Raw genomic sequence first — 23,173 nt, 5'->3', positions numbered from 1 at the left:
AGCTTCAACCGTGGTGACGGCTCACGCGCGCCTTGGCCAAGGTCACATTCATGGCCAAAACACGGTACTGTCTGAAGGTATATACGTTCATTTTTGCAAACTTTCGAGGAGTCTAAACACATGGCGCACTCCGTAGAGATGCCTGAGCTTGGCGAATCCGTCACTGAAGGCACCATCACCCAGTGGCTGAAGTCCGTCGGCGACACCGTCGAGGTAGACGAGCCTTTACTTGAGGTATCCACCGACAAAGTCGATACCGAGGTTCCCTCCCCCGTAGCCGGCACCATCTTAGAAATCCGCGCCGAAGAAGACGACACGGTCGATGTCGGCGACGTGATCGCCGTGATCGGTGATGCCGATGAAGCTTCCGAGGATAACGAGTCCAAGGACGAGGACGCTCAAGACAGCAAGGCTGAAGAGCCTGCTGAGGATCAGGCTGAAGAAAAAGAAGAAGCAAAGCCTGCAGCGAAGTCCTCTGGCAAGGGCACCGATGTGGCTATGCCTGAGCTTGGCGAGTCCGTCACCGAGGGCACCATCACCCAGTGGCTGAAGTCCGTTGGCGACACCGTCGAGGTAGACGAGCCGCTGCTTGAGGTATCCACCGACAAGGTTGATACCGAGGTTCCTTCCCCCGTGGCCGGCACCATCTTGGAGATCCTGGCCGAAGAAGACGACACCGTGGATGTGGGCGAGGTTATCGTTCGCATCGGTGACGCCGATGCAGCAGGCTCTGATGACTCCGATGACTCGGATGACGTTGCCGAAGAAGACCGCGATGTTCCTTCCGAAGAGGCTATTCAAGAAGCCGAGAACAAGGAAGACAACGACACGGTGGAAGAAGCAGAGTCTTCCAACTCCTCTGCCTCCAGCGACGAGGCCAGCGGTGAAGCCACCGATGTGGTCATGCCTGAGCTTGGCGAGTCCGTCACCGAGGGCACCATCACCCAGTGGCTGAAGTCTGTTGGCGACACCGTCGAGGTAGACGAGGCACTGCTTGAGGTATCCACCGACAAGGTCGATACCGAGGTTCCCTCCCCCGTGGCAGGCACCATCTTGGAGATCCTCGCCGAGGAAGACGAGACGGTAGACGTGGGCGACGTGATCGTGCGCGTTGGCGATCCAAGCGCAGCCAAGTCCGAGGAAAAGAGCGAAAAGCAGCAGGATTCCAAGGACGAAGAAAAGGCTGAAGAGCCCAAGCAAGAGCCCAAGAAGGAAGAAGCAAAGCCTGAAAAGAAGGCTGAGGAGCCCAAGAAGGAAGCTCCGAAGTCTGAAGAAAAGGCCGAGGATTCCAAGAAGGAAAGCGCTACTTCCGGCAAGGTTCCTTATGTAACCCCGCTGGTACGCAAGCTGGCTGAAAAGCACGGCGTGGATCTCAACTCCGTTGAGGGCACCGGCATCGGTGGCCGCATCCGCAAGCAGGACGTGCTGGCTGCTGCTGAAGGCTCCAAGCCAGAGCAGCAAGAGTCTGCTGCCCAGACCCAGGAAGCACCGAAGGGCGAGCGCGCTAACTGGTCTACCAAGTCGGTTGATCCCGCCAAGGCCGAGCTGATTGGTACCACGCAGAAGGTCTCGCGTATCCGTGAGATCACCGCCAAGAAGATGGTGGAAGCGCTGCAGATTTCCGCTCAGCTCACCCACCTGCAGGAAGTCGACGTGACCAAGGTGGCCGAGCTGCGCAAGACCGCAAAGCCTGCCTTCAAGGAAAAGTACGGCGTCAACCTCACCTACCTGCCCTTCTTTGTCAAGGCAACGGTTGAGGCTTTGGTCAGCCACCCCAACGTGAATGCTTCCTACGATGCTGAGTCGAAGGAAATGACCTACCACGCTGATGTGAACGTGGCCATCGCCGTAGACACCCCTCGTGGTTTGCTTACCCCGGTGATTCACAAGGCACAGGAAAAGACTCTGCCCGAATTGGCCCAGGCCATTGTTGAGCTCGCCGATAAGGCCCGCAACAACAAGCTCAAGCCACAGGATCTCTCCGGTGCTACCTTCACCATCACCAACATTGGCTCTGAGGGCGCATTGTCTGATACCCCGATCCTGGTGCCGCCACAGGCCGGCATCCTGGGTACCGCCGCTATTCAGAAGCGCCCCGTGGTTGTGACCGAGCACGGCGTGGACGCTATTGCTATTCGCCAGATGTGCTACCTGCCCTTCTCCTACGATCACCAGATCGTTGATGGTGCAGACGCTGGTCGCTTTACCGCCACCATTAAGGATCGTTTGGAAACCGGCGACTTCGAAGCCGATCTGGATCTCTAAGCGCTTCATCACTACACCCCACCACCCCCGCTCCAAGCGGGCAGGTCGTGGGGTGTTTGTGTTTTATTCAGCCTCAGCGGGCCTGAACTGGTGAACCAATACACCCGAACTCCCCTATAATGACGGGGGTCACTACATATCGTGGAGTGAGAAGAAGGTAGGTTCATGGGTTCACCCGCACACTATTCCCCCTACGTAGCCCGGCACATCGGCCCCACTGCCGATGAACGCAGCGAACTGCTGCAGCGCCTGGGCTTCGATTCTTTTGAGGCCCTGATCGAGGCGGCTGTGCCAAAAGACATCCACAGCCAAGCACTCGAATTGCCGGAGCCTTTAAGCGAGGACGAAGCACTGGCTAAGTTGCGCAGCTATGCCGATCAAAACGTTGCGCTCAAGCCCTTCTATGGCCAGGGCTTCTACGAAACTTCCACTCCCCCGGTGATTCGCCGCAACGTGCTCGAGTCACCGGCCTGGTACACCGCCTATACCCCGTACCAGCCTGAAATCTCCCAGGGCCGCCTTGAGGCTTTGCTGCACTTCCAAAATATGGTCAGCGAGCTGACCTGCCTTCCTGTTGCCGGCGCCTCGCTGCTGGATGAGGCCTCCGCGGCAGCAGAAGCCGTGGCATTGATGGCGCGCGTGAGCCGAAAGGGCAGGCGCATCATCTTCGACCAACGCCTGCACCCGCAGGTGTTGGCCGTTGCCACCGAACGCGCACGCACCCTGGCCTTGGAAGTGGAGATCAGCGACATCACTCACGGCCTGGTTGGTGAAGATCTGGTGGGTGTAATCCTCGCCTATCCGGGTACTGAGGGCGATCTCAGCGATATTCGTCGCGCGATTGAAGATATCCACTCCCGTGGCGCACTGGCGGCAGTAGATTGCGATCTTTTGGCACTGCAACTGCTTGAAGCACCAGGCACCCTGGGTGCCGATATCGCCTTTGGTACCTCCCAACGATTTGGTGTGCCACTGTTTTTTGGCGGCCCGCATGCAGCCTTTATGGCAGTTACCTCCAAACTCACCCGCCAGCTTCCCGGGCGTGTAGTGGGTATTGCTCGCGATGCCGATGGCAACCCTGCCTTACGTCTTGCGCTGCAAACCCGTGAGCAGCATATCCGCCGCGAAAAAGCCACGAGCAATATCTGCACCGCGCAGGCACTGCTGGCTGTTACTGCCACCATGTATGCCATTTGGCATGGTGCTGATGGTTTGCGCCAGATTGCACAGCGCGTGCATGCTCGTGCCTGCGATTTTGCCGCGAGCGTACAAGGCGACTTTGAGCTTGCCCATGAGCACTTCTTTGACACGGTGACGGTGCTTACCCCCGGCAAGGCGGAAGCGATTGTCCAAAGCGCTGAGGAACGCGGCTATCTGCTGCGCGCTATTGGCGCCGATAAGGTAAGCGTGAGCTTCGGTGAATCTGCAAGCCCAGCCGATGTGGAGGCATTGGCAGAAGTCTTCGGCGTGCAGGCCAAAAAGGCTGAAGGCCAGGCTATTCCTCAAAGCCTTTTGCGCAGCAACCCCACCTTGAAGCACCCGGTGTTTTCCTCGATCCACTCCGAAACCCAAATGCTTCGGTATTTGCGCAAGCTCTCTGATCGCGACTTAGCGCTTGATCGCAGCATGATCCCCTTGGGTTCATGCACCATGAAGCTCAACCCCACCGCGGGTTTGGAGCCGATTTCTTGGCCCAATTTTGCCAATATCCACCCCTATGCGCCTGATCGTCACACTGCCGGTTGGCGCGCGTTGATTGAAGAGCTCCAAGGCTGGCTGGAACGCATTACCGGCTACGCCAAGGTATCGGTGCAGCCGAATGCTGGCTCCCAGGGTGAGCTGGCAGGGCTGTTGGCCATTCGCCGCTATCATGTGGCCCGCGGTGAGGCACAACGCGACGTGGTGCTGATTCCGCGCTCGGCGCACGGCACCAACGCGGCCTCGGCCAAGCTTGCCAATCTCGACGTGGTTGTGGTGGATAACGATGGCCGCGAAGGCTCAATCGATATGGCTGACCTTGAGGCCAAGATTGACAAGGTTGGTGATCGCCTAGCAGGCATCATGATCACGTATCCCTCCACCCACGGTGTGTTCGAGGCGAGCGTGCGCGAGGTGTGCTCGAAGATCCACGAACACGGCGGGCAGGTCTATATCGATGGCGCCAACATGAATGCACTCACCGGCATTGCCCAGCCGGGTGAGTTCGGTGGCGATGTTTCGCACCTGAACCTGCACAAGACCTTCACCATTCCTCATGGTGGCGGCGGACCAGGTGTTGGCCCGGTTTGTGTGGCTGAGCACTTAGCCCCGTATCTGCCCAGTGATCCTTTGGGCACCGACCCCGCCCAACCTGCACCTGGTGATGCTGGCGTACCGATTGCCTCGGCTCGCTATGGTTCTGCCGGTGTGCTGCCGATTTCTTGGGCATATATCGCGATGATGGGCGCCAAGGGCTTGAGGCAGGCGACTGCCACGGCCATTTTGAATGCCAATTACATTGCCGCTGAGCTCAAAGATGCCTTCCCGGTGCTTTATACAGGCCCTGGTGGTTTGGTGGCCCATGAGTGCATCCTCGATCTGCGTCCGCTCAGCGATGCCACTGGTGTGAGTGCCGCTGACGTGGCCAAGCGCTTGATCGACTTCGGCTTCCACGCCCCTACGCTTTCTTTCCCGGTGGCTGGCACCTTGATGGTTGAGCCCACGGAATCTGAAGACGTAGCCGAGCTGGATCGCTTTATTCAAGCGATGCGAGCTATTCGCGCCGAGATCGCCGAGATCGAAAACGGCACCACCGCCTACGAGGAATCCATGTTGCATCACGCGCCCTTTAATGCGCAGGTGGCCTGCGCTGATCAGTGGCCGTATGCCTTTGGGCGTGAAGAGGCTGTGTACCCAGTTGAGTCTTTGCGCGAAGCCAAGTATTTCCCGCCCGTTCGCCGCCTCGACGAGGCCTATGGCGATCGCAATTTCTGCTGCACCGGTTAGGAGCATGAATCTATGAGCAAATTGTTGCACTCTCCCCTGCACGCTGTGCACGAGGCATTAGGCGCAAGCTTTACCCCTTTTGGCGCCTGGAACATGCCGCTGAAATACGGCTCTGAGCTTGGCGAACACCGCGCGGTACGCAACACCTGCGGCATGTTCGACCTCTCCCACATGGGCGAAGTCAAAGTAACTGGGCCTGATGCTGCGGCGTTTTTGGACTATGCCCTGGTATCCAAGCTCTCGGCCATCGCCGTGGGCAAGGCCAAGTACTCCATGATGGTCAATGAGCAAGGTGGTGTGATCGACGATTTGATTACCTACCGCCTGGGCGAGCAGGAATTCCTCGTGGTGCCCAACGCCGGCAATACCGAGGCCGTTGTTGCCGCGTTGCAGGAACGCGCCGAGGGCTTTGAGGTAGAGCTTGTCGACGAATCGCGCGACACCGCTTTGATTGCTGTGCAAGGCCCGAAGGCTGAGGCAGTGATTGAGGCCTTGGTTGATCCCGAGGATGCAGCCACCGTGCAGGAATTGAAATACTATGCCGCTACTTGGCTGGTGGTAGCCGGACACCGCGTGCTGCTAGCCCGTACCGGCTATACCGGCGAGGATGGCTTCGAGCTGTATATCCCCTGTGCCGAAGCAGAGGATTTGTGGAAGGCCATCTCCGAGATTGGCCAGGAATTCGAGCTCGTACCTTGCGGGCTTGCCGCGCGTGATTCTTTAAGGCTTGAGGCAGGCATGCCCTTATACGGCAATGAGCTCAATGAGGATCTCACCCCTGCAGATGCTGGCCTTGGAGTCTTGGTAGCCAAGAACAAAGATGGCGATTTCGTGGGCAAACAAGCTCTGCTTGGTGCCGAGGAACCGAAGCGCCAGCTTGTGGGTTTGTCTTCCTCCCAGCGCCGCGCAGCGCGCCAGGGCGCACAGCTCTATGCAGGCGAGCAGCTTGTTGGTGAGGTCACCTCCGGCCAACCTTCACCCACCTTGGGCCATCCCATTGCACTGGCCTACGTGGATCGTGACTACACCGCCGAAGGCACCGAGCTCGAAGCCGATGTCCGCGGCAAAAGGTTGCCATTTGTTGTGCAAACGCTGCCTTTTTATCGCAGAGAACAATAAGCTTGCTTGCAACGTCGAAAAGCTAAACCTGTAGGAAAGGAAAACCCCATGTCGAACTTGCCTGAAGATTTCTCTTACTCAGAAGACCACGAGTGGATCAACGCCACCGCCGACGAAGCCGTTGGCGCCACCGTGCGCGTTGGCATCACCTCCGTTGCCGCTGATCGCCTAGGCGAAGTGGTGTTTGCGGAGCTTCCAGAGGTAGACGACCAGGTCGAGGCAGGAGAAACCTGCGGTGAAGTGGAATCCACCAAATCGGTATCCGATCTCTACTCCCCTGTCACCGGCACCGTCACCGCCGTCAACGACGCAGTCCACAATGATTATGCGGTAGTCAATAACGATCCCTTTGGCGAAGGCTGGCTCTTCGAAGTCGAGGTCGAATCAACCGGCGAGCTCATGGACGCTCAAGCCTATGCCGAGGCCAATGGCGTGAACTAGAAACCGCGCCCCTGCACCGCACCTTCAAGTTTTTTCTTAGGTGCGGTGTTTTGTTTTAGCTGCCCCTCGGTGCCTGTGGGCAAAAGGAGTACCCTAGATGCCCATGAGCGCACCTCGGGATCCCTTCTTTCCAGCCCACCAGTCCATTCGTGCCTCCAGCGAGCCTATCGACGTGCGCATGCTCGGCACCGTCGATTATCAGCAGGCATGGGACTTACAAACAGAGCTTGCCGCCAAAAGGGCTCAAGACAGCATCGGCGATACGCTCTTGGTGCTCGAACACCCCAATGTCTACACCGCTGGGAAGAGAACACAGCCGGAGGATCGCCCCCGCAATGGGCTGCCGGTGATCGACGTCAATCGTGGCGGCCGAATCACCTGGCATGGCCAAGGCCAATTGGTGATGTATCCAATCATTCGCCTGGCCGAACCGGTTGATGTGGTGGATTATGTGCGACGCCTTGAAGAGGCACTGATTCAAAGCGTGCGCCAGGCAGGCATCACTACTGCCGGGCGCATCGACGGCCGCTCAGGTGTGTGGGTACCCGGCAGCAATGGGCAACAGCACCGCAAGGTCGCAGCACTTGGCATCAGAATCACCCGCGGAGTAACCATGCATGGGCTGGCCTTGAACTGCAATAACACCCTGGAGTACTACGAGCACATCGTTCCCTGCGGCATTGATGATGCAGGGGTGACCACCATGAGCGCCGAGCTTGATCGTGATATCACCACCGAAGCGATGACGGAACCGCTGATTCGAGAAATCACCCGTGCGCTCGCCGGTGAATTGCAGGTGGCTGATCATAGTTTTGATCAAGCACCTGATCCCACCAAGGGCATAAAGCGCAGGTAGTAGGGCTGTGGGCACGTTTTGCTCACAACGAGTAGGGTACGTGGGGTGACTACAGCACCTGAAGGACGCAGACTGTTAAGAGTTGAGGCTCGCAACTCGCAGACCCCAATTGAGAGCAAGCCTCGCTGGATTCGCACTGCCGTGAAAACGGGCCCTGAATATCAGGACATGAAAAAGAAGGTGTCGGGCGCAAGCCTGCACACCGTGTGCCAGGAGGCTGGCTGCCCGAATATCCACGAATGTTGGGAATCACGCGAAGCCACCTTCTTAATTGGCGGTGCAAATTGTTCGCGTCGTTGCGACTTCTGCCAGATCAACTCGGCAAAACCTGAACCACTCGACCGTGACGAGCCCCGAAGAGTAGCGGAGTCTGTGCGCGAAATGCAGCTCAACTACTCCACCATCACCGGTGTGACACGCGACGACCTCGAAGATGAAGGCGCATGGCTCTATGCCGAGGTGGTGCGCCAAATTCACCAACTCAACCCCCACACCGGTGTTGAGAACCTGGTGCCGGATTTTTCTGGCAAGCCCGATCTGCTGCAGGAAGTATTTGAGGCGCGCCCCGAGGTGTTCGCCCACAACCTAGAAACGGTGCCGCGCATTTTTAAGCGGATCCGCCCGGCGTTTCGATACGAGCGCTCGCTCGACGTGATCCGCCAGGCACGAGATTTTGGCCTTGTAACCAAGTCCAACCTGATCCTCGGCATGGGCGAAACCCAAGATGAGATCCGCGAGGCACTCGATGATCTCCACGATGCAGGCTGCGACATCATTACCATCACGCAGTACCTTCGCCCAGGCCCGCTCTACCACCCGATTGATCGCTGGGTAAAGCCCGAGGAATTCATCGAGCACGCCGATTATGCCCGCGAGATCGGCTTCGGCGCAGTGATGTCTGGGCCTTTGGTTCGATCCTCCTATCGTGCCGGCAAGCTGTATGCCGAAGCACTGGAATCCCGTGGGGAGCAATTGCCAAGCCACCTCAGCCACTTGGCGGAAACAGCACACGGCACCACCGCCCAGGAGGCATCGACGCTGCTGCAGAAGTACGGTAAATCTGAAGACACACCAGTGGTGTCTTCACGCACCAATTCCTAAGCATCCAAGGTGAGCTTGTAAGGTTATTCAACATGGCAGACCCGAATAAACAGGACATCAAGGCCGCAAAGAAGGCTCAGAAGCGCGCTAAGCGTGAGCAGCGCAAGAATACGCGTAAGCAGATCTGGCAGGCATTCCAGATGCAGCGCAAGCAAGATAAGGCGCTGGTGCCGATCATGCTCGCCGCATTCTTGGGCATGGGCTTAGTCTTTTTCCTGCTCGGCTCCCTCTGGGGTGGCCAGTGGTTCATGTTGATCGTAGGCCTCGCCTTCGGTGCAGCACTGGCCATGTGGCTGTTTAGCCGTCGCCTGCAAAATAGCGTCTATGACCGCGCCGATGGCCAAGCCGGTGCCGCTGGCTGGGCGCTGGAGAACCTTCGCTCCGGCATGGGCATTGCTTGGCGCACCAAGACCGGTGTTGCCATGACCCGCCAAATGGATGTGCTGCACCGCGTGGTGGGCGTATCTGGTGTGGTGCTGGTGGGCGAAGGCAACCGCAGCCACCTGAATAACCTCATTGCGCAGCAGAAGCGTCGCATTGAAAAGCTCGTCCCCGGCGTGCCCGTCGAGGTGGTCATGGTGGGCAATGAAGGCGATGCCGTGCCGCTGAAGAACTTGCAGCGCCACCTGATGAAGATGCCCAAGCGCTACAAGAAGAATGAGGTCTACCAGATCGCAGGTCGTCTTGAGGCCATGGATGCAGTCAATTCCGGCCAGGCACTGCCCAAAGGCCCCATCCCCGGCGGCGGCAAGATGTCAGGCATGAATCGTGCCGCTCGACGCGCCGCTGAGCGCAATAAGCGCGGCTAACACAGCGCATAAGAAAAACTCCCGCCTCGGATCGAGGCGGGAGTTTTTTTGCCTTTTATCCAGGCCATCTGAAAGGAGTGAGCGTTAGCCCATCACCACGGATGTACCGGTTGCTCGGTCGTGGATGCCGCGGCCGTCGGCGTCGACAAGCACTGCGGGGAAGATAAAGAGGGTGAAAAAGGTGCGAGCGAATGCGCGGAGGAAATTCACTCGGGCTTCGGCGTCAATCCTTGCAACACCCATGCCGAGGATGGCTTGGCCGGGGGTTCGTGCGAATAGCCAGACGGAGATCACACCGAGCAGGAGGTAGATCATGGGGGTAACGGTGGCGACACCCCCGAGGGAGCTGGTGAGGGCTACAACGCCATTGGCGATGGCAAGGCAGATGAACCAGTCGATAAACACCCCACCGGTTCGCCGCATCACAGAAGCCAGGGAGCCCGGGCCTTTTGCAGGTAAACCGAGGTGCTCACCAGGCCAGCGAGCGGTGTTGTCGGCATCAAATTGTGAGGGGATCTGTGGGCCGTCGAGCCAGCTTCTTCTGGGCTGTCGCGGCGTGTGATCCGATTCGTCTTTGGGGGTGTTTCGACGGCTATTCATAGAGTTTCACCTTAGCTTCTTGGCAGAATTTCGGGGGTGAGGCACTCGGAATAAGCGAATTTTAGTCAGTCGATAGAAAATTGAGTTAGACTCTTTCCTGAACCCCATTTGGGGCAAGCACAACGCAACCTACCCCGGCACAAGCCCGCGGCTTTTAGGAGACATCGTGGCATTTCAATCCGCTGACGACGTACTGAAGTTCATCAAGGACGAAGAAGTCGAGTTCATCGACATCCGTTTCACCGACGTTCCCGGCATCGAGCAGCACTTCTCGATCCCCGCGAACATCCTCGACGAAGACGCAATCGAAGAAGGCCTCGCATTCGACGGCTCCTCTGTTCGCGGCTTTACCACCATTGACGAGTCCGACATGAACCTCCTGCCGGACCTCGCCACCGCGAAGATCGACCCCTTCCGGAAATCTAAGACGTTGAACATGAAGTTCTTCGTCCACGATCCTTTCACCCGCGAGCCATTCTCCCGCGACCCGCGCAACGTGGCACGCAAGGCAGAGGAATATCTTGCGTCCACCGGCATCGCCGACACCTGCTTCTTTGGCGCTGAGGCGGAGTTCTACCTCTTTGACAAGGTTCGTTACGCCACTGACGCCCACACCGGCTTCTACGAAGTAGATTCCGAAGAAGGCTGGTGGAACCGCGGCAAGGACACCCAGCTCGACGGCACGCCCAACCTGGGCTACAAGACCCGCCTCAAGGGCGGCTACTTCCCCGTGCCCCCATACGATCAGACCCTTGAGCTTCGCGACGAAATGACGAAGAACCTCATGCAGTGTGGTTACGAGATCGAGCGTTTCCACCACGAGGTAGGCACCGGCGGCCAGCAGGAAATCAACTACAAGTTCAATACGCTGCTGCATGCTGCCGACGATCTGCAGTCTTTCAAGTACATCATCAAAAACACCGCGGCACAGCACGGCAAGACCGTCACCTTCATGCCCAAGCCACTGGCAGGCGATAACGGCTCCGGCATGCACGCCCACCAGTCGCTGTGGAAGGACGGCAAGCCGCTGTTCCACGACGAGTCCGGCTACGCAGGCCTTTCCGATATCGCCCGCTACTACATCGGCGGTATCCTCCACCACGCAGGCGCGGTGTTGGCATTTACCAACCCGACCCTGAACTCCTACCACCGCCTGGTGCCCGGCTTCGAGGCTCCCATCAACCTGGTGTACTCGCAGCGCAACCGTTCGGCTGCCGTGCGCATCCCGATCACCGGCTCCAACCCCAAGGCAAAGCGCATCGAGTTCCGCGCACCGGACCCATCGGGCAACCCCTACTTCGGTTTCGCTGCCATGATGCTGGCAGGTCTCGACGGCATCAAGAACCGCATCGAGCCGCACGCTCCGGTGGATAAGGACCTCTACGAGCTTCCTCCGGAGGAGGCAGCTTCCATCCCGCAGGCACCGACCTCACTTGAGGCATCGCTGAAGGCTCTGGAAGAAGACCACGAGTTCCTCACCGACAACGACGTCTTCACCGAGGATCTCATCGATACCTACGTCAAGCTGAAGTACGACAACGAGATCACCCCCGTGCGCCTGCGCCCCACCCCGCAGGAGTTCGAGCTGTACTACGACTGCTAAAAAGCAGCAACACAAAGGCGGCAAGCATCTGCTTGCCGCCTTTTCATATTTGCCCCATGTGGCCTACAGTGCCGAGGCCTTAAGCATTTGCCGCGTCGGCAAAATCGCCCATCTTCATCAGCTTGTATTCCTTGACCAGACGGATGCAGGGGCGGATGCCGAATAGTACTGAACCGATAACAAACAGCCAGGTGCCTGCAACCATGGTGCGGTCGCTAAAAAAGAGGAACGATCCGATTAAGAAGGTTGCCGCTGCGACAACATCGACGATGGTGTAGGCCAACTCATAGATCGCAGCAACTTCCATGTGTTGCTTGGATTTGAGGGCATTGCGAGGATCAAAGAATTTTGGCATAGGCAACAGCATAGACGCCGTGAGCAAGGACACCACATCGACCTTTGCAAAGAAAATGCGCCCAAACACACCCAACGATTGAGGCCACCTACACCACTTGCGCCCCATTTTTCACAGGCTTGAGAACCGCGCTGTACCTGCGCAAGTGTTGTGGCACCCTGTGGATTTTGCAGCCAAAAATTTCCGCGGATTTCTTAGGTAACACTATCTCTGAGGTGGGCAAAGAGGAAGTGCACAGACAGGGGATACGGTTAGGTTTTAGCAAAATAAGCCGGTACATTTTTGCACCGTACTGGTAATGGAATGGAAATTTCTTCACCCCTTTACCTCAAGGCAACGAAGCATCGCTGTCTTGTCCCACACCCCTGCCTTCAAGGATGAAAGATGACGCAATTATGACCTCTGCAGCGACGAATGCGGCCAAGGAGCCCCAACAACCAGTAGCGAATCCAGACGCCACCACCACTCCCCCGGAAAGAGAAACCGTGGGCAGCTTCATTATGAAGGTGCTCAACGGCATCTCCATTGCAGTGGTGGTAGCCCTTGTCCCCCAAGCCCTGCTTGGTGAGCTACTCAAGGCACTCGTTCCGCACTTCCCGTCGCTGCAGACGTTCCTAAGCCTCATCGCACTGTCTGCCACCATGCTGCCGGCCATCATCGGCTTCTTGGTGGGCATGCAATTCAAGCTCAACCCAATCCAAAACGCCACCGTTGCTGTGGCATCCGTCCTCGGCTCTGGCGTAGCCCAGGTAGACCCCAATGGAGGCTTCCACCTCCAAGGCACAGGGCTCGTGATCAATGCAGGACTTACCGCCGGCATTGGCGTGCTCATTGCTAAATACATCGGCCCCAAACTAGGCCAGTACATGGTGCTGTTTTTGCCCATGATCGTCGTGGTGGTTGCCGGTGGCATCGGCTGGATCATCACCTACCCGGCCGTGAAGGTCTTCAGCGTTTGGCTCGGTGAAGTGATCGTGGGGGCTACCAACCTTCAACCCATCTTGATGGGCATGATCATGGCCGTCGTCTTCGCATTCTTGATTCTAAGCCCCATTTCTACCGTGGGTATTGCCACCGCCATCTTCCTCTCCGGCATTGCCTCCGGTACCGCGAACCTCGGTTGCGTTTGCGCCGCCTTTGGCGTGTGCGTTGCCGGTTGGCGAGCAAACCCCGTGGCAGCTTCCCTATTGCCCGTGATCGGCTCACCCAAGGTACACATGGCCAATATCATGGGCCGCCCCTTGAACTTCCTGCCTATCCTGTGCAGCTCGGCCATCGTGGGCGCTATCGGTGGCTGGCTCGGCATTGCCGGCACTCCGATTTCCGCGGGCTTCGGCATCTCCGGTTTGGTAGGCCCGGTTACCGCCTTGAATGCTGAAGGCTGGGGCTGGAGCTTTGGCAATATCTTGATCATCATCGGCATCTTCGTTGTACTGCCACTGCTGTGCTCGATTGTGTTTGTTCGCATCTTCCAGCGCGCAGGCCTAATCCGCCCTGATCACTACCGCCTGAGCTTCATCTAACAGCCTTCAAGCGCTGCGGCCCCGCAACCGATGTTGCGGGGCTTTTTTGGCGTTGCACGACCCTCCCTCACCACGATGCGGGGGCTCGAGTGCTCGGGAGTGGCACAAAAACAACCCCCGCCTTCGCGGTTGCGAAGCGGGGGTTGGAGCTGAAGGTTTTAGCTCTGATAATGGCTTACTTGTCGTCGCCCTTGAAAGCGCCGATTACCTTGTCGGCAGCTTCCTTAACCTTCTCGCCGACATTGTCAGCAGCTTCCTTCACGTCGGACTTAACCTGGTCGGCCTTGCCCTCGTTCTTGATGTCTTCGTTGCCGGTAGCCTCGCCGAAGCCTTCCTTGACCTTGCCGCCGAGATCCTCAGCCTTGTTTTCGAAATCGCCCATGAGATCCTCCTAATTTTTATACTGAAATTCTGTATGTGCGAAACGCCCGGCTGCTCAGAAGCTCTCGCCTCTAAAGCAGTGAGTGTGCCCTAGGGCACCGTGTTCCGCTGCCACACAACTATAGCGCAAGGCGCATGGTTTCAGCCTCGTTCAAAGGAAGTTCCAAGGCAACCGTTACTATTTTGCAATACGGCTAAATCTGTTTACAGCACCATGGCAGCGATCCAACCAGAGGCCAGCAAAGGCAGGTTGAAGTGCAAGAACGTGGGGATCACGGTATCGCGAATGTGGTCATGCTGGCCGTCGGCATCCAAACCAGCCGTGGGGCCGAGTGTGGAGTCTGATGCGGGCGAGCCTGCGTCGCCAAGCGCACCTGCGGCGCCAACGATGGCAACCGTAGCCGCTGGAGAAAAGCCAAGCGTTGCACACAACGGCACATAGATCGTGGCGATGATGGGCAAGGTGGAAAAGGAAGATCCGATACCCATGGTGACCACCAAGCCGACCAGGAGCATGGCAAAGGCAGCGAGCCCCTTAGAGTCGCCAACGAGGTTGGCAGAAGCGGTGACCAAAGATTCAACCTCGCCGGTTGCCTTCATCACCGAGGCAAAGCCCTGGGCGGTGATCATGATAAAGCCGATCAGCGCCATCATGCGCATACCTTGGCTAAACACATCATCGGCGGCCTTCCAGTGCACAGCGCCTGTGCCCATAAAGATGGCAAGGCCAACCAAGGCACCAATCAACAGCGAATCAGCCTCGGTGCCAATCGCCTGCATCCACACCTGCACACCAAAGGTGGCGATGATCGCGATGATGGAAACGATCACCTTATAGCGAGACACCGATTGGGTTTCCACACCAGCGGCAATGTCGATGGTCTGGTAATCCCTTGGTTTGCGGTAGCTGACAAACACAGCGATGAGCAGACCTGCCACCATGCCCAGCGCTGGGATGGCCATGACGTGCAGCACGTTAATGCCCTCGGTATCCATGCCGGCTTGTTGGATATTGCCAAGCAGGATGTCGTTGAGGAAGATCGAACCGAAGCCCAAGGGGATCCACATATAGGTGGTGACTAGGCCGAAGGTGATCACGCAGGCAACGAGGCGACGATCGATGCGTAGCTTATTCATCACGGCCAAAAGCGGCGGGATGATCAGCGGGATGAACGCGATGTGCACCGGGATGAGGTTTTGGCTCATCACGCTCATAGCCAAGATGCCGGCAAGCATGAGCCATTTTGCTAGCGAGGCTGCCCGCGACCTGGTTTCTTCGGAGGTCACCCCGACCTTATCCATGATCCAATCCGCCAGAAGCTGCGGTAAACCAGAAGAGGATACCGCCATGGCAAAAGCGCCGAGCAGTGCATAACTCAAGGCAATTTTTGCACCACCGGCTAGGCCATCTTCAAAAGCAATCATGGTTTGGTCAATGCCCAAACCAGAGAGCAGGCCACCGACGAGCGCGCCGAGGAACAGGGAAATTACAACGTGGACGCGCAGCAGGGCCAGCACGAGCATGACCACCACTGCGATCAGGACAGCATTCATGCTTTATAAATTTAATCCACTAAGGCGCATATTCCAGATTCTTACCCCTCGTGGGGTTAGCAGGCGCGAGCGCTACGCCGGATCAGGCTTAGCCACGTGGCAACAGCGCATCAAGCACCACCGTGGGAACAAGCACGCTATCGGCGAGCCCCGAAAGCACCGAGGCGTCCACTACCCCGCTTAACTGATCACGCACGGACCACAGGGGCACCGCTGACACGGTAGAAGATCCCTGGCCTAGAAGCGCCTGAGCGCTTAAAGCCTGCTGGACGTCTTGAGTAAGTTGCGGTGCCGGGCCAAAAGTATTCGCGGCCACCACGAAGCCTGGGCCAAAGCTGGCCGTGGCGTGCACACTTTGACAATCATCGGACCAACCGAACTTCGTAGCCCAAATGCCAGGGAGGGTGGCTGTTCCATAATCTTGGCGGTACCCATCAGCCGCCACAGGAGCAGCCGTGCGCATGCCATTGATCAAAGGCCAAGCAACCGGATCCAAGGCGATGGCCTGCAAAAAGCGCGCCATATCGTTGGTCGAGGTGGTGGTATTGCCCCAGAAGCCGTTGTAATGGGTTTGCCCAAGGCCAAATTGGGCGATCACTTCAGGGATTGCTTGGGGGTAGGTTGCGTCTAATTCGCTTGCGATGCGGTCATCAGAAAAACGAATCATCGGCTCCACCTTGGCCTTATCCTCTGGAGCACCGTGGTGGAGTACCCAGTAGCCCAAGTAGAGCTTGGAAAGCGATAGCGCAGGGCGCGACTCATCCGCATTCGGGGTGGATGCATGAATTCCCACGGGGGTCTGCACCGTGATCTGGGTGCGATCAGGCACGCCATTGATTGGCACTTCTACCGCTTGAGCCATGGGCGCTGCAGCAAAAGGAAGCGCTACTGCAAGCACCACGCTCGCTACGCGCGTTGAGCGATAAGCACCGAGCGTTTGAATGGAAGGAATCATCACAGCCTCTTTTGCTTTCTGGAGTATTTGCTACCTGGATCATTGGGGATCGCGTCGCAGATGCGCTCGCCACCACGTGCACCGCTGAGCCTTCGGGCGGTGCCGAGCCTTGTGGTCACCGCTGAGCCATGTGGTCACCACCGAGCCTTCGGCCGGTGCCGGGCTACAACACATTGCAGCCTACTCCTGGGCGTTTGGATCCAATAATGCTTTTCCGCGCCCCACACACCAACCGGATTGCCCTTTGCGCACATCTGGAAGCTTTGCACACGTCTGAAAGCTAGAAGCGTTGTCCTCTTCCCCGCTTGCTTCAAAACTGTTCATTGGCTCCAAAACCTTGGCTTGCAGTGAGAAAAAATGGCCAAATCCTCTGCGCTACACCCCCGTGTCACCTCGCGCATGCAGGCGATTTGTGCGAAGCTATCATTTACCTGTTGAGTAACAGATAAATATCCGCACCAGTAGCAGAGGTTTCCATGCGCACTATCGGCTTGTACAACCCAGAACACGAAAAAGATGCCTGCGGTGTGGCCTTCGTGGCGAATATGCACGGCGAGGCATCACGAACGCTTGTCGATCACGCCATTCAGGCGCTGGTCAACCTCGACCACCGTGGCGCTGCTGGAGCAGAGAAAAACACAGGTGACGGCGCTGGCATCTTGATCCAGATCCCAGATGCTTTCTATCGCGAGGTCTGCGAATTCGATTTGCCGGCACCTGGCAGCTATGCCACTGGCATCGCCTTTTTACCCAGGGCTCGCATGGCCATGTTGGACGCCAAGCGCGAAATTGAGGCCATCGCCAAGGAAGAAGGCGCCCGCGTAATCGGCTGGCGCGATATGCCCACCAACCCTGAAGGGTTGGGCAAGATGGCACTTGATGCCATGCCGAGCTTCGCCCAGGTGTTTATCGAGGTTGCTCAACCCTCTGATGCAGAGTCCGACTCCGAGCTTTTAAGCGGCATCGAACTCGACCGCGTGATGTTTTTTATTCGCAAGCGCTGCGAGCGTGAGCTTGGCACCAAAAATGGTGAGGAAACGGTCTACTTCCCCTCGCTCAGCGCCCGCACCATCGTGTACAAGGGCATGCTCACCACCCCGCAGTTGGCAAAGTTCTATCCCGATCTGCGCGATCCTCGCCTCAGCAGTGCCATTGCCCTGGTGCACTCGCGCTTTTCCACCAACACCTTCCCGGCTTGGCCTTTGGCTCACCCTTATCGCCTGGTGGCCCACAACGGTGAGATCAATACCGTGCGCGGTAATGAGAACTGGATGCGTGCGCGCGAATCTCTGATCCGCTCGGAGCAGCTTGGTTCCTTGGATCGCGTGCTGCCGATTTGTACTCCCACCGGCTCAGATACCGCTCGCTTTGATGAGGCACTCGAGCTGTTGCACCTCGGTGGCCGCAGCCTGCCGCACGCGGTGATGATGACCATCCCCCAGGCGTGGGAACATGCAGAGATCGCACCTGAGCTGCGCGATTTCTATGAGTACCACTCCTGCCTGATGGAGCCTTGGGATGGCCCGGCCGCCGTTGCCTTTACCGATGGCACCCTCGTTGGCGCCACCCTAGACCGCAATGGTCTGCGCCCCGGCCGCATTTGGATCACCGACGATGGCCTGGTGGTCATGGCCTCGGAGGCCGGCGTGCTTGATATCGCCCCCGAAAAGATTGTCAAGCGCACCCGCGTGCAGCCTGGCAGGATGTTCTTGGTTGATACTGCCCAGGGCCGCGTGATTGAAGATGAAGAAATCAAACGCGAACTGGCCACGGCTGAGCCTTATGGCGAGTGGATCGAGCAGAACTTCGTCCACCTCAAGGATCTACCCCAGACCCGCTATGAGTACATGCCCCACAATCGTGCAGTATTGCGCCAGCGCGTGTTCGGCATTACTGAAGAAGACGTCGATCTGATCATCCGCCCCATGGCGCTCGAGGCTTCTGAGGCCATTGGTTCCATGGGCTCTGATACCCCGATCGCAGCGCTTTCTGCTCGCCCACGCATGCTGTTCGATTTCTTTGCACAGCGCTTTGCGCAGGTGACCAACCCTCCGCTTGACTCGATACGAGAAAAGCCTGTCACCAGCATGTTCACCCTGCTGGGAGCACAATCCGATGTGCTTAACCCCGATGCTGAGGCAGCGCGGCGCATCCACATGGATCGCCCCATCATTGATAACCACGAGCTGGCTACCTTGATCCACGCCAATGATGATGGCGATTGGCCTACCTTCGGCGCTGCCGTGATCTCTGGTTTGTACCCGGTGGCCCATCACGGTGCTGGGTTGCGTGAAGCGATTGCGCGCGTGCGTCGAGAAGTTTCTGAGGCCATTGCCCAAGGCAAGTCGATCATTGTGCTTTCAGACCGCGAATCCGATGAGCGCTTCGCCCCGATCCCCTCCTTGCTGCTTACTTCGGCAGTGCACCAGCACCTCGTGGCCGAGCGCACCCGCACCCGCGCATCGCTGGTGATCGAGTCCGGCGATGCCCGCGAGGTGCACCACCTGGCAATGCTGATCAGCTTCGGTGCCGATGCCATCAACCCCTATATGGCCTTTGAAACCATCGATGAGCTGCGCATGAAAGGCCAGTTGGGTGAGCTGAGCTTGGATGAGGCCTGCCGCAACTACATTCAGGCCGCTACCTCTGGTGTGTTGAAGGTGATGTCCAAGATGGGTATTGCCACGGTGGCTTCCTATCGTGGTGCTCAGCTTGCCGACGTCACCGGTTTGCATCAAGAGTTGCTGGATGAATACTTCGGCGGGGTACATTCGCCCATTTCGGGCGCAGACCTTGAAGATATTGCCGATGATGTTCGTGCGCGCCACCGTGGTGCCTTCCTGCCGCGCCCTGAGGAGCATGCACACCGTGAATTGGACTTAGGTGGTGAGTACAAGTGGCGTCGAGAAGGCGAATACCACCTGTTTAACCCCGAAACCATTTTTAAGTTGCAGCACGCCACCAAGACTGGCCAGTACAACATTTTCAAGGAATACACCCGCAAGGTGGATGATCAATCCAAGCGCCTTGCCACCATCCGCGGCCTGTTCGAGTTTGCCTCTGATCGCGAGCCGATCTCGGTGGATGAGGTGGAGCCGGTGGCAGATATCGTGAAACGCTTCTCCACGGGTGCCATGAGCTATGGCTCGATCTCGGCTGAGGCTCACGAGGTGCTGGCTATTGCCATGAACCGCTTAGGTGGCATGTCTAACTCCGGTGAGGGTGGCGAAGATCCAGCCCGTTTCGATGTAGCCCCCAACGGCGATTGGAAGCGCTCTGCCATCAAGCAGGTGGCCTCGGGTCGTTTCGGTGTTACCAGCCACTACCTGAGTAACTGCACCGATATTCAGATCAAGATGGCGCAGGGTGCAAAACCTGGCGAGGGCGGCCAACTGCCTCCGCACAAGGTCTACCCCTGGGTGGCAGAGGTTCGCATCACCACCCCTGGTGTTGGTTTGATCTCTCCGCCTCCGCACCACGATATCTACTCCATCGAGGATCTAGCGCAGCTTATCCACGACCTGAAAAACGCTAACCCTGATGCGCGCATCCACGTCAAGCTCGTCGCCGAGCAAGGCATTGGTGCCGTGGCGGCAGGTGTGTCGAAGGCTCACGCCGATGTGGTGTTGGTGTCTGGCCACGATGGTGGCACTGGTGCATCTCCGCTGACCTCGCTAAAGCACGCAGGTGGTCCCTGGGAGCTGGGTTTGGCAGAAACGCAACAAACCTTGCTGCTCAATGGCCTGCGCGATCGTATTCGCGTCCAATGCGATGGTCAGCTTAAGACTGGCCGCGACGTGGTCATCGCAGCACTGCTTGGTGCAGAGGAGTTCGGTTTTGCCACCGCCCCCTTGGTGGTTGAAGGCTGCATCATGATGCGCGTGTGCCACCTGGATACCTGCCCGGTGGGCATTGCCACGCAGAACCCGGAGCTGCGTAAGAAGTTCACCGGCCGCGCCGAGCATGTGGTGAATTTCTTTACCTTCATTGCCGAAGAGGTTCGCGAGTACCTAGCCCAGCTTGGCTTCCGCTCGATTGACGAGGCCGTAGGCCAAGCACAGGTGCTGCGCATGACTGAGGAAGCTGCCACCGAGCGCGCTGGCAAGCTGGATCTTTCGCCGATTTTCCAGCGCGTTGAATCCCAGCACTTCCGCAACCAGAATCTGCGTTGCACGAAGTCGCAGGAACACTCCTTGGAGCAGGCACTGGATAACCAGATCATTGCCGATACGCAGCTGACGATCGACGCTGCTGCAGCAAAGAGCTCTGCTAGTGCACCGGCATGGATGGCTGCTGGAGAAAATCCCCACATCGAGCTGCACTACCCCATTGCCAATGTGCACCGCTCGGTGGGCACGATGACGGGTTCGCGCATTACCCGCGCCGCCGGTGCCGCCGGGTTGCCGGATCACACCTTGCAACTTAACTTCACCGGTTCTGCTGGCAATAGCTTCGGCGCGTTTATTCCGAAGGGCATGACGCTAAAGCTCACCGGCGATGCCAATGACTTTGTGGGCAAGGGCCTTTCCGGCGGCCAGATCGTGGTTCGCCCGCACCCAGATGCACCGCAGCAATTGGAAAATAACCCAGACATTATTGCCGGCAACGTGGTGGGTTATGGCGCAACCAGTGGTGTGCTGTTGATTGGTGGTTCTGTGGGCGAGCGCTTCTGTGTTCGTAACTCCGGTGCCACTGCAGTAGTTGAAGGCATTGGTAACCACGGTTGTGAGTACATGACCGGCGGCATGGTGTTAATTACAGGCGAGGTGGGCGATAACTTCGGCGCTGGCATGTCCGGCGGCATCGCTTACTTACGCAAACAAGAGCACCTGGAATCCAAGCTGAACCCGGATGTTGCCAATGGCATCGAGGAGCTTCTCAGCGAAGACCGCGAGACCATCAGCGAGCTGCTCACCGCGCACGCTGAGGCCACTGGTAGGCAGCTTGATCTGAAGCCGGATGACTTTATCAAGATTGTGCCCGCACCGTATCGCAAGGTGTTGGACGTGATCGAAACGGCCACTGCCGAGGGCAGGGACGTCAACGTAGCGATTATGGAGGCAGTGAAATAATGGCTGATCCACAAGGATTTCTGAAGTTCGACCGCGAAGAGCCAGCGCACCGTCCTGTGCCGCTGCGCTTGATGGATTACTCCGAGGTGTACGAGGCTGCACCCGAAGGCCAGATCGAGCGTCAAGCAACCCGCTGCATGGATTGCGGCGTGCCGTTTTGCCACGAAGGCTGCCCTTTGGGCAACATCATCCCTGAGTGGAATGACCTGGTGCGCCAAGATCGCTGGCGCGAAGCCTTCGATCGCCTCCATGCCACCAATAACTTCCCGGAATTTACTGGCAGGCTGTGCCCAGCACCTTGCGAGGGTGCCTGTGTGCTTGGCATCAATGATGATCCGGTGACCATCAAGAACGTGGAGCTGGCTATTGCAGAGCGCGGCTTTGAAGAAGGCTGGGTGCAGCCCATTACTCCCACCCTTGATACCGGTATGCGCGTGGCGGTCGTAGGTTCTGGCCCTGCCGGTCTGGCGGCAGCCCAGCAGCTTACTCGCGCAGGCCACACGGTAACGGTGTACGAGCGCGATGATCGCCTCGGCGGGCTTATGCGTTATGGCGTGCCGGAGTACAAGATGGAAAACCGCTGGATTGATCGTCGCCTGGAGCAGATGCGCGCCGAGGGCACCGAATTCCGCACTGGCGTGTCCCCCACCGCCGCCGATCTGAACGCCTACGACGCCGTGGTGCTCGCCACCGGCACACCAATCCCGCGCGAACTTCCCGTTGTAGGGCGCGAGCTCGAAGGTATTTACCCGGCGATGGAGTATCTCAACCTCCAAAACCGCGTGTGCGAAGGCGATACGGATACCCCGGCGATTAGTGCCAAGGGCAAGAAGGTTGTGATTATCGGCGGCGGCGATACTGGTACAGACTGCTTTGGTACCGCCTTGCGCCAGGGCGCTGCCAGCGTGACGCAGTTTGATATTCGCCCGCGGGCGCCGAAGCACCGCGCAGCTTCTACCCCGTGGCCGATGTATCCGCTGGTGTATCGCACCGCCACCGCGCACGAGGAGGGTGAGTATGTGATCAGCGGCGATGAGTCCGCCGCCGAGATTGAAGCACTTGGTCTGGCTACCCGTCAGCTCGGTACGCCCCTGGGTAATCGCGTGTACAACGTCAATACCGTGAGCTTCCACGGCGACGACGGCCGCGTGCAGCAGTTGCGCGCCAATGAGGTGCAGGTGGTAAACGGCCGGCGCGAGGCCATCGAGGACACAGACTTTGAAATGGACGCCGACCTGGTGCTGTTGGCCCTGGGCTTTAGCGGCGCGGAGCGTGGCGGAGTGACCCACGAGCTGGGCGTGGCTTTTGATGAGCGCGGCCGCATGGTGCGCGATTTCGAGTACCGCGCGCAGATCAAGCCGCTATTCCCGGGTTTCAAGCCGCCGGTGTATGTGGCGGGCGATAATGGGCGCGGGCAGTCGTTGATCGTTTGGGCGATCGCCGAGGGCCGTGCCTGCGCCGCCGCGGTGGATGCCGACCTCATGGGCGAAACGGCGTTGCCTGTGGCGGTGACCCCGCAGAAGCAGCCTTTGAGCGTTCGCGCCTAGCAGCGTC

16 protein-coding genes are annotated in these 23,173 nt (G+C 58.2%); 11 read left to right on the top strand and 5 right to left on the bottom strand.

The genetic code is table 11. The annotated features are described in order from the left end of the window. Positions 1–120 precede the first annotated feature (120 nt). From sucB to CPPEL_RS03680, 7 genes are all read left to right on the top strand, one after another. Entirely contained in the window at positions 121–2,265 is a 2,145-nt protein-coding gene (sucB, locus tag CPPEL_RS03710) for a 2-oxoglutarate dehydrogenase, E2 component, dihydrolipoamide succinyltransferase (protein WP_123959877.1), read from the top strand. A 165-nt stretch (positions 2,266–2,430) separates the two neighbouring features. Continuing rightward, a complete protein-coding gene (gcvP, locus tag CPPEL_RS03705) occupies positions 2,431–5,250 on the top strand; it encodes an aminomethyl-transferring glycine dehydrogenase (RefSeq protein WP_123959876.1) in 2,820 nt (939 codons plus the stop codon). A gap of 12 nt (positions 5,251–5,262) precedes the next feature. Continuing rightward, positions 5,263–6,369: a glycine cleavage system aminomethyltransferase GcvT gene (gene gcvT, locus CPPEL_RS03700; RefSeq protein ID WP_123959875.1), complete on the top strand. Its 1,107-nt coding sequence runs from the start codon at positions 5,263–5,265 to the stop codon at positions 6,367–6,369. 48 nt (positions 6,370–6,417) lie between these two features. Next, on the top strand, positions 6,418–6,810 hold the full coding sequence (gene gcvH, locus CPPEL_RS03695; protein ID WP_123959874.1) for a glycine cleavage system protein GcvH: 393 nt from the start codon (positions 6,418–6,420) through the stop codon (positions 6,808–6,810). A 103-nt stretch (positions 6,811–6,913) separates the two neighbouring features. Then, the gene (gene lipB, locus CPPEL_RS03690; RefSeq protein WP_123959873.1) at positions 6,914–7,666 is read left to right on the top strand and encodes a lipoyl(octanoyl) transferase LipB; all 753 of its coding nucleotides are present in this window, start codon (positions 6,914–6,916) and stop codon (positions 7,664–7,666) included. Positions 7,667–7,711: 45 nt separating this feature from the next. Further along, positions 7,712–8,767: a lipoyl synthase gene (gene lipA, locus CPPEL_RS03685; RefSeq protein WP_123959872.1), complete on the top strand. Its 1,056-nt coding sequence runs from the start codon at positions 7,712–7,714 to the stop codon at positions 8,765–8,767. Between the two features lie 32 nt (positions 8,768–8,799). Further along, complete coding sequence (locus CPPEL_RS03680; protein ID WP_123959871.1) at positions 8,800–9,576, top strand: DUF4191 domain-containing protein; 777 nt, start codon at positions 8,800–8,802, stop codon at positions 9,574–9,576. Between the two features lie 84 nt (positions 9,577–9,660). On the opposite strand, the gene CPPEL_RS03675 is transcribed toward CPPEL_RS03680, so the two are convergent. Next, entirely contained in the window at positions 9,661–10,176 is a 516-nt protein-coding gene (locus tag CPPEL_RS03675) for an RDD family protein (RefSeq protein WP_123959870.1), read from the bottom strand. A gap of 166 nt (positions 10,177–10,342) precedes the next feature. Here CPPEL_RS03675 and glnA point away from each other — a divergent pair, with 166 nt between their 5' ends. After that, positions 10,343–11,779, top strand: coding sequence for a type I glutamate--ammonia ligase (gene glnA, locus CPPEL_RS03670; protein WP_123959869.1), 1,437 nt, complete (start codon positions 10,343–10,345; stop codon positions 11,777–11,779). Between the two features lie 79 nt (positions 11,780–11,858). Here glnA and CPPEL_RS03665 read toward each other — a convergent pair whose 3' ends face one another. Continuing rightward, complete coding sequence (locus tag CPPEL_RS03665) at positions 11,859–12,134, bottom strand: YrhK family protein (protein ID WP_123959868.1); 276 nt, start codon at positions 12,132–12,134, stop codon at positions 11,859–11,861. 500 nt (positions 12,135–12,634) lie between these two features. Here CPPEL_RS03665 and CPPEL_RS03660 point away from each other — a divergent pair, with 500 nt between their 5' ends. After that, positions 12,635–13,657 carry a PTS sugar transporter subunit IIC gene (locus CPPEL_RS03660; protein WP_123961206.1) on the top strand — a complete coding sequence of 341 codons (1,023 nt, stop codon included), beginning with the start codon at positions 12,635–12,637 and terminating at the stop codon, positions 13,655–13,657. 175 nt (positions 13,658–13,832) lie between these two features. Here the strand turns inward: CPPEL_RS03660 and CPPEL_RS03655 are convergent, their stop codons facing one another. From CPPEL_RS03655 to CPPEL_RS03645, 3 genes are all read right to left on the bottom strand, one after another. Then, the gene (locus tag CPPEL_RS03655) at positions 13,833–14,039 is read right to left on the bottom strand and encodes a CsbD family protein (protein ID WP_123959867.1); all 207 of its coding nucleotides are present in this window, start codon (positions 14,037–14,039) and stop codon (positions 13,833–13,835) included. 203 nt (positions 14,040–14,242) lie between these two features. Next, positions 14,243–15,592 (bottom strand): Na+/H+ antiporter family protein, encoded by a 1,350-nt coding sequence (locus CPPEL_RS03650; RefSeq protein WP_123959866.1) that lies wholly within the window; start codon positions 15,590–15,592, stop codon positions 14,243–14,245. 88 nt (positions 15,593–15,680) lie between these two features. Next, a complete protein-coding gene (locus tag CPPEL_RS03645) occupies positions 15,681–16,547 on the bottom strand; it encodes a hypothetical protein (RefSeq protein ID WP_123959865.1) in 867 nt (288 codons plus the stop codon). Positions 16,548–17,023: 476 nt separating this feature from the next. Here CPPEL_RS03645 and gltB point away from each other — a divergent pair, with 476 nt between their 5' ends. Both gltB and CPPEL_RS03635 read left to right on the top strand, forming a co-directional pair. Continuing rightward, complete coding sequence (gene gltB, locus CPPEL_RS03640) at positions 17,024–21,619, top strand: glutamate synthase large subunit (RefSeq protein WP_123959864.1); 4,596 nt, start codon at positions 17,024–17,026, stop codon at positions 21,617–21,619. Beyond that, complete coding sequence (locus CPPEL_RS03635; RefSeq protein ID WP_123959863.1) at positions 21,619–23,166, top strand: glutamate synthase subunit beta; 1,548 nt, start codon at positions 21,619–21,621, stop codon at positions 23,164–23,166. The genes gltB and CPPEL_RS03635 overlap by 1 nt, the downstream gene beginning before the upstream one ends. Positions 23,167–23,173 lie beyond the last annotated feature (7 nt).

The sequence above is a fragment of the Corynebacterium pseudopelargi genome, from assembly GCF_003814005.1.
Taxonomy (GTDB): Bacteria; Actinomycetota; Actinomycetes; order Mycobacteriales; family Mycobacteriaceae; genus Corynebacterium; species Corynebacterium pseudopelargi.
The sequence above is the reverse complement of the archived record's forward strand: the minus strand, read 5'-3'. Positions and strand labels throughout refer to the sequence as shown.

What these genes read in the sequence shown, in the direction of transcription:
- gcvT (WP_123959875.1), top strand. Translation starts at nt 5,263, where the DNA reads ATGAGCAAATTGTTGCACTCTCCCCTGCACGCTGTGCACGAGGCATTA.
- CPPEL_RS03665 (WP_123959868.1), bottom strand. Translation starts at nt 12,134, where the DNA reads ATGCCAAAATTCTTTGATCCTCGCAATGCCCTCAAATCCAAGCAACAC.
- CPPEL_RS03680 (WP_123959871.1), top strand. Translation starts at nt 8,800, where the DNA reads ATGGCAGACCCGAATAAACAGGACATCAAGGCCGCAAAGAAGGCTCAG.
- CPPEL_RS03645 (WP_123959865.1), bottom strand. Translation starts at nt 16,547, where the DNA reads ATGATTCCTTCCATTCAAACGCTCGGTGCTTATCGCTCAACGCGCGTA.
- gcvP (WP_123959876.1), top strand. Translation starts at nt 2,431, where the DNA reads ATGGGTTCACCCGCACACTATTCCCCCTACGTAGCCCGGCACATCGGC.
- gcvH (WP_123959874.1), top strand. Translation starts at nt 6,418, where the DNA reads ATGTCGAACTTGCCTGAAGATTTCTCTTACTCAGAAGACCACGAGTGG.
- CPPEL_RS03635 (WP_123959863.1), top strand. Translation starts at nt 21,619, where the DNA reads ATGGCTGATCCACAAGGATTTCTGAAGTTCGACCGCGAAGAGCCAGCG.
- CPPEL_RS03660 (WP_123961206.1), top strand. Translation starts at nt 12,635, where the DNA reads ATGAAGGTGCTCAACGGCATCTCCATTGCAGTGGTGGTAGCCCTTGTC.
- lipB (WP_123959873.1), top strand. Translation starts at nt 6,914, where the DNA reads ATGAGCGCACCTCGGGATCCCTTCTTTCCAGCCCACCAGTCCATTCGT.
- sucB (WP_123959877.1), top strand. Translation starts at nt 121, where the DNA reads ATGGCGCACTCCGTAGAGATGCCTGAGCTTGGCGAATCCGTCACTGAA.
- CPPEL_RS03675 (WP_123959870.1), bottom strand. Translation starts at nt 10,176, where the DNA reads ATGAATAGCCGTCGAAACACCCCCAAAGACGAATCGGATCACACGCCG.
- gltB (WP_123959864.1), top strand. Translation starts at nt 17,024, where the DNA reads ATGCGCACTATCGGCTTGTACAACCCAGAACACGAAAAAGATGCCTGC.
- CPPEL_RS03655 (WP_123959867.1), bottom strand. Translation starts at nt 14,039, where the DNA reads ATGGGCGATTTCGAAAACAAGGCTGAGGATCTCGGCGGCAAGGTCAAG.
- CPPEL_RS03650 (WP_123959866.1), bottom strand. Translation starts at nt 15,592, where the DNA reads ATGAATGCTGTCCTGATCGCAGTGGTGGTCATGCTCGTGCTGGCCCTG.